The 6,416-nt window shown below is 65.1% G+C and carries 5 protein-coding genes; 3 read left to right on the top strand and 2 right to left on the bottom strand.

Annotated elements, in window-relative coordinates; all coding sequences use genetic code 11:
• Nucleotides 1–2,149: SulP family inorganic anion transporter (locus JHD07_RS29440; RefSeq protein ID WP_291628537.1), on the top strand; the 2,149-nt coding region annotated here is incomplete at its 5' end.
• A gap of 129 nt (nt 2,150–2,278) precedes the next feature.
• On the opposite strand, the gene JHD07_RS29435 is transcribed toward JHD07_RS29440, so the two are convergent.
• Entirely contained in the window at nt 2,279–3,772 is a 1,494-nt protein-coding gene (locus JHD07_RS29435) for an NAD-dependent succinate-semialdehyde dehydrogenase (protein WP_291628535.1), read from the bottom strand.
• A 169-nt stretch (nt 3,773–3,941) separates the two neighbouring features.
• Complete coding sequence (locus JHD07_RS29430; RefSeq protein WP_291628533.1) at nt 3,942–4,262, bottom strand: hypothetical protein; 321 nt, start codon at nt 4,260–4,262, stop codon at nt 3,942–3,944.
• 346 nt (nt 4,263–4,608) lie between these two features.
• On the opposite strand from JHD07_RS29430, the gene JHD07_RS29425 reads away from it, so the two are divergent.
• Nucleotides 4,609–5,802, top strand: coding sequence for a serine hydrolase domain-containing protein (locus tag JHD07_RS29425; RefSeq protein ID WP_291628532.1), 1,194 nt, complete (start codon nt 4,609–4,611; stop codon nt 5,800–5,802).
• 90 nt (nt 5,803–5,892) lie between these two features.
• A partial coding sequence (locus JHD07_RS29420) for an AMP-binding protein (protein ID WP_291628531.1) occupies nt 5,893–6,416 on the top strand: 524 nt, incomplete at its 3' end.

Below are 6,416 nucleotides of genomic sequence, written 5' to 3'. Positions count from 1 at the left end.
CGATATATTGGGCGGAAGTGCCGCCAGCGTCCTGACCGTCACGTTCGGACTGTCCTATTCGCTGCTGATCTTCGCCGGGCCCTTGTCGCCCTATTTATCCTACGGGATCGCGGCGACTTTCATCAGCTCCGCGGTGCTTGCAGCCGTCATCGCGCTCGGCAGCTCCCTGCGCTTCGCGATTGCCGCGCCCGACAGCTCGACCGCCGCGGTGACGGGTATCCTGGCGACCTCGCTGGTCGAACGCGTCGTGGCGGCCGACCCGTCGACATCGCTGCTCTCACCCGTGCTGATCACGCTGTGCCTGTCCACGGTGCTGACGGGCGTCGCGTTGTGCGGATTGGGCCTGACCCGGATGGGCCGCGCCATCCGCTACGTGCCCTATCCCGTGGTCGGCGGCTTCCTCGGTGCCACCGGGCTGCTGATCGTCATGGGTGCGATCCGGGTGATCACCGATCATCCCGTGCAGCTCGCCACGCTGACGCGCTTGGTCGACGGTGTCGCCCTCTCGGAGCTGGGCGCGGCCTGCGCCATGGCGCTGGTGCTGTACCTGACCTGGCATCGCTCGCGCGGGCCGCTCGGACTCCCGATCATCCTGATCGGCGGCGTGCTCACGGCGCATCTGGCGTTCTGGATCTCCGGCATCTCGCCCGATGATGCCCGCGCGCTCGGCTGGACCTTCCGGCCGCCGCCGGCCGCTTCCTTCACGGTGCCCTGGCACACCGACGGCCTCGTTCGATATCCCTGGTTCGCGGTGCCGGACCTGCTGGGCAATCTCGTCGCCGTCATCTTCGTCACCGCATCAAGCACGCTGTTCAACACCACCGGCATCGAGGTGGCCGTGCATCGCGAGGCCAATCTGGAGCGCGAGCTGAACGTCACCGGCGCGGCCAACATGCTGACCGGCCTGCTCGGCGGCTATGCCGGCTGCATCTCGGTCAGCCGCACGATCCTCAATTTCTCCAGCGGCGGCCGTGGCCGCTTGTCCGGCCTCACCGTCTCCGCCTTGTCGCTGCTGGTGCTGGCGGTCGCCCCCGAGCTGCTCGGCTACATCCCGAAATTCGTCCTCGGCGGATTGCTGCTCTATCTCGGCGCCGACCAGCTGCACAAATGGATCGTCGAATCCCGCAGGCGGCTTTCGAAGCTCGAATATCTCTCGCTGATCGCCATTATCGTCATCATCGTCACCTGGGGCTTCGTGCCGGGTATTTTGATCGGCGTGATCATTGGCTGCGCGACCTTTGCGTTCAGCGCGGCGCGGGTGGAGTCGATCAAGTACAGCTTCGACGGCTCGGAATACCGTTCCTCGCTCGATCGCTCGCGCGACGACCAGGAGGTGCTGCTGGCGCATGGCGGTCAAATCCAGGGGCTCAACCTGCAGAGCTATCTGTTCTTCGGCTCCGCCAACCGGCTCTACCAGCACGTCAAGCGCCTGCTTCAGGAGCGTCCGGAGTGCCGCTACCTGCTGTTCGACTTCAAGCTCGTCACCGGCGTCGATTCGTCGGCGGCCTACAGCTTCGCCCAGATCAAGCGGATCGCGGCCGATCTCGGCGTCGAGCTCATCCTGGTGCACCTGCCGACCGCAGCCGAAAAGGTGCTGCGCTCGAGCGACTTCGTCGGCGAAGGCGTCACCATCATTCCCGAGCTCGATCATGCGCTGGAATGGTGCGAGAACGAGATCATCTCGCAGCATCAGGGCCTGGTGCGGGAAGAAGCCAGCCTGCGCGACTGGTTCACGAGGATACTCGGCAGCGAGAAGCATGCCGACGAACTGATCCACCGCTGCCAGCGCATCGAGGTCGAGGCCGGCGAGGTCATCGTGCAGGCCGGCGACCCCGCCGATTCCATGCATTTCATCCTCGAGGGACGCGTCGGGGTGATGGTGCCCGCCGAAGACGGTCGCAGCACCCGCGTGCGCAGCCTCGGCCGCTACACCACGATCGGCGAGATGGGCCTGGTGTCGCACACGCCGCGCAGCGCGACGATCCAGGCCGAAGTCGACAGCGTGCTCTACGTTCTCAACAGCCACCAGTTCGACGCGATCAATGACGAAGATCCCGCGCTCAGTCACAAGCTGCTGACGTATTTCGTGTCAGTCATGGCCGAGCGGCTCACGTTTGCGAACCGGACGATCGCGGTGCTGCGGCGGTAGTCGACGCGTCGCCCGCATGAGCCTTCGTCATGCCCGGGCTTGTCCCGGGCATCCACGTTCTTCGTGCTGCAGCTAAGACGTGGATGGCCGGGTCAAGCCCGGCCATGACGTGTGAAGATGACGATGCCCTCACACCCCCGCCATCATCACGTATTTGATCTCGACATATTCTTCCATGCCGTGACGCGAGCCTTCGCGGCCGAGGCCGCTTTCCTTCACGCCGCCGAAGGGCGCGACTTCGGTGGTGATCAGGCCGGTATTGACGCCGACCATGCCGGTTTCCAGCGCTTCGGCGACGCGCCAGACGCGGCCGAGATCGCGGGAATAGAAGTACGACGCAAGACCGAACGGCGAGGCGTTGCACATCGCGATCACGTCGGCCTCGTCCTTGAAACGGATCACCGGCGCGAGCGGGCCGAAGGTCTCCTCCTGCGACACCAGCGAGTCCGGCTTGACGTCGGCCAGCACGGTTGGCTCGAAGAAGGAGCGACCGAGCTCGCTGCGCTTGCCGCCGGTCACGACCTTGGCGCCGCGCTTGACGGCATCCGCGATGTGGCGCTCGACCTTGTCGACCGCCTTCATGTTGATCAGCGGTCCTTGCGTCACGCCGTTCTCGGTGCCGTCGCCGAGCTTCATCGCCGCGACCTTCTTCGAGAGCTTCTGCACGAACTCGTCGTAGACCTTGTCCTGGGCGTAGATGCGATTGGCGCAGACGCAGGTCTGGCCCATGTTGCGATACTTCGAGACGATCGCGCCCTCGACGGCGGCATCGACGTCGGCGTCGTCGAACACGATGAACGGCGCGTTGCCGCCGAGCTCGAGGCCGAGCCGCTTCACGCCGACGGACGCCTGCTGATAAAGAATCTTGCCGACGGCGGTCGAGCCGGTGAAGCCGACGAAGCGCACGGCCGGGTGCTCGCACAGCACCTTGCCGATCGGGGGCGCATCACCGGTGATGATGTTGAGCACGCCCTTGGGGATGCCGGCCTTCTCGGCGAGCACCGCCAGCGCCAGCGCCGACAGCGGCGTCTCGTTGGCGGGCTTGAGCACGACGGTGCAACCGGCCGCGAGCGCCGGCGAAACCTTGCGCGTGATCATCGAGTTCGGGAAGTTCCACGGCGTGATGGCGCCGCAGACGCCGATCGGCTGCTTAATTGCGAGCAGGCGCGCATCGGGCCGCTGTGTCGGGATGGTCTCGCCATAGACGCGGCGGGCTTCCTCGGCGAAGAATTCGATATAGGCCGCGCCGATATCGACCTCGCCGAGCGCCTCGGTGAGCGGCTTGCCCTGTTCGGAGGTGAGGATCAGCGCAAGGTCCTCGCGGTTGGCCGTGATCAGCTCGAACCATTTGCGCAGGATGTTGGAGCGCTGCTTGGCCGTGTGCTTGGCCCAGCCCGGAAAGGCACGTTCGGCGGCCTCGACCGCCTTGGTCGTCTCATCCGCGCCAAGCTGCGGAACCTTGGCGAGCTCGGCGCCGGTCGCGGGATTGTTGACGGCGAAGACCGGCGTGCCGACCCAGGCGCCATCGATGTAGCAGGCCTCCTTCAGCAGCGAAGGGTCCTTCAGCCGGTCACGGAGGGTGGCGGTGGCTTGCGGGGCGCGTGCGGCGGCGGTCTGGGTCATGGCGTTTCTCCCTGGCGGCGATCGGATCGGCCGCAATATAGGGACAGACGGTGCGCAATGCACCGCCCCGCAACGCACGTCAGATGAGAGCTGGGAGCGGCTGGTTGTTCACCTCTCCCCAGCGGGGAGAGGTGGGCACCGCGAACGCGGAAGCAGATGCTGTCCGTGATTACGCCGCGCCGCTCATATAGGTCTCGCGGCGGCCGATCATCCGTTCGGCGGCGGCCTTGGCATCGGCTTTCGACGAGGTCGCGCAGGTCCGGTATTCGAGATCGGGGACATGAGACGTGTCGCGGCGGCCGAACCATGATTTCGAGCCGACCGGCAACAGTGCCAGCGCCTGCGCCAGATTGTCCACCGCCCCGAAGGAGTAGAGTGCGCCGGTGCCGGCGACGCGGACCTCGTAGATCCCCGGCAAAATCGGCGCCTCCAGGTTCTCGCCCCGTCCGGGACGGGGATAGCGCTTCCATTCGCTCCAGGTCGAAATCATCTGAGGTCCCCCTCGCCGCCCATCCACGGCCGGCAACATTTGCATCAAGTCTTGTCGGCCCGCGGATCGGGCCAGGTGCTGAACGCGGCAGCTCACGAAATGTTTCAAGGGCCCGAACGCCACGAAGCTTGTCGCGAGAAACCCATCAAAGGTGAGACGAGGTACGACAATCTACCTCAAATTGTAAAAGAGCAGACGCGCTCAGCTTCGTTGTCGTCCTGCGTTGGATCAAGACCGTCAAGTCACGACATCGCGACCGGTGCAGGTCCATAGATGGCGCTTGCCGTGCCGGACATCCGGGAGGACAATCGATCGCTTCCAACAATAATCAAACCCGAGGAAACCCATGCAGAGCAAAGCCGAGATCGACGAGATTCTGCGTCAGAAGAGCGAGGCCAAGGAGATTCCCGGCGTCGTCGCCATCGCCGCCAGCGGTAACGACGTGCTGTACCAGGGCGCGTTCGGCAAGCGCGACCTGTCCAAGCCCGATCCGATGACCGCCGACAGCGTGTTCTGGATCGCATCGATGACAAAGGCAGTGACGACGGCGGGCGCGATGCAGCTGGTCGAGCAGGGCAAGCTGTCGCTGGATGCGCCGATCGGCGATGTGCTGCCCGATCTCGCCAATCCGCAGGTGCTCGAAGGTTTCGACGCCAATGGCGAGGCGAAGCTGCGCCCGGCCAAAGGGCCGATCACGCTGCGCCAGCTCATGACCCACACCGCCGGCTTCTGTTACAATATGTGGAACGGCGATCTCGCGGTCTATCTGGACAAGAACGGCATCCCCGCCATCACCACCTGCCAGAACGCGGCCCTGAAGACGCCGATCATGTCGGATCCCGGCACGCGCTGGGAGTACGGCACCAACATCGATTTCGTCGGCAAGGCGGTGGAAGCGGCCAGCGGAAAGCGGCTGGACGCCTATCTGCGCGACAATTTGTTCAACCCGCTCGGCATGGGCGACACCGCCTTCAAGATCACCGACAGCATGCGCAAGCGGCTGGTCGGCATGCATGCGCGCGGTGAGGACGGCCAGCTCGCCTCCATCCCGTTCGAGCTCGAGCAGGAGCCGGAATTCCACATGGGTGGCGGCGGCCTCTACTCGACTACGGCCGACTACATCAAGTTCACCCAGATGATCCTGAACAAGGGCCGCGGCAACGGCAATCAGGTGCTGAAGGCCGACACGATCGCCATGATGAGCCAGAACCAGATGGGCGATCTCAACATGACCAAGATGACCACGGCGGCGCCGATGTACACCAACGACGTCGATCTCTATCCGGAGCAGGTGAAGAAATGGGGCCTCAGCTTCATGATCAACACCGCCAAGACGGCCGAGGGCCGCAGCGCCGGCAGCCTCGCCTGGGCGGGCTTGGCCAACACCTATTACTGGATCGATCCCGCGCGCGATGTCACCGGCGTGATCCTGATGCAACTGCTGCCGTTCGGCGACGCGAAGTGCCTGGAGGCGTTCGCGGGTTTCGAGCGCGGGGTCTATGCCGGCCTCGACGCGGGGAGCGGGCAGAAGGCGGCGTGATAGGAAGGCGCTCTCCACACGTCATGCCCGGGGCAGCCCGGGCATGACGACTGAGAGAGCATGCTGGGGATTTTGACGGGGGATTTCCACTTGGCTGATAAAGCGGACAGCTACGTTTGCGGCATCTCGGACACGCCGCTGCTCGGCGAAACCATTGGCCGCAGCCTGGACCATGCGGTGCGGCGCTGGGGAAGCCGCGAGGCGCTGGTCTCGCCCAGCCACGGCGTCAGATGGACTTGGAGAGAATTCGCCGAGCGCGTCGACGCACTTGCCGCAGGCTTTCTCGCGCTCGGGCTCGACCGCGGCGAGCGGATCGGCATCTGGTCCTTGAACCGGCCGGAATGGACGCTGACCCAGTTCGCCGCCGCCAAGGCCGGCCTGATCCTGGTGACGATCAATCCCGCCTACCGCCTCAGCGAGCTGGAATTTGCGCTTCGGAAAGTGGGCTGCGCGGCGATCGTCACCGCCACCGTGTTCAAGACCAGCGATTACATGGAGATGCTCAACACGCTGCTGCCGGAACTGGCGGGTGCAACGCCCGGACAGTTGCAGGCGGCGCGCTTGCCGGCCTTGCGGATGGTGATCCAGATCGGCGGCCCGGCGGCGTCAGGCAC

Source organism: Bradyrhizobium sp. (genome assembly GCF_016462955.1).
Taxonomy (GTDB): Bacteria; Pseudomonadota; Alphaproteobacteria; order Rhizobiales; family Xanthobacteraceae; genus Bradyrhizobium.
Note: the sequence above shows the minus strand (reverse complement) of the source record. Positions and strands in the feature narration are given on the sequence as shown.

Bases quoted from the DNA above. Each gene is read 5' to 3' on its own strand.
- JHD07_RS29425 (WP_291628532.1), top strand. From the start codon at position 4,609: ATGCAGAGCAAAGCCGAGATCGACGAGATTCTGCGTCAGAAGAGCGAG.
- JHD07_RS29435 (WP_291628535.1), bottom strand. From the start codon at position 3,772: ATGACCCAGACCGCCGCCGCACGCGCCCCGCAAGCCACCGCCACCCTC.
- JHD07_RS29430 (WP_291628533.1), bottom strand. From the start codon at position 4,262: ATGATTTCGACCTGGAGCGAATGGAAGCGCTATCCCCGTCCCGGACGG.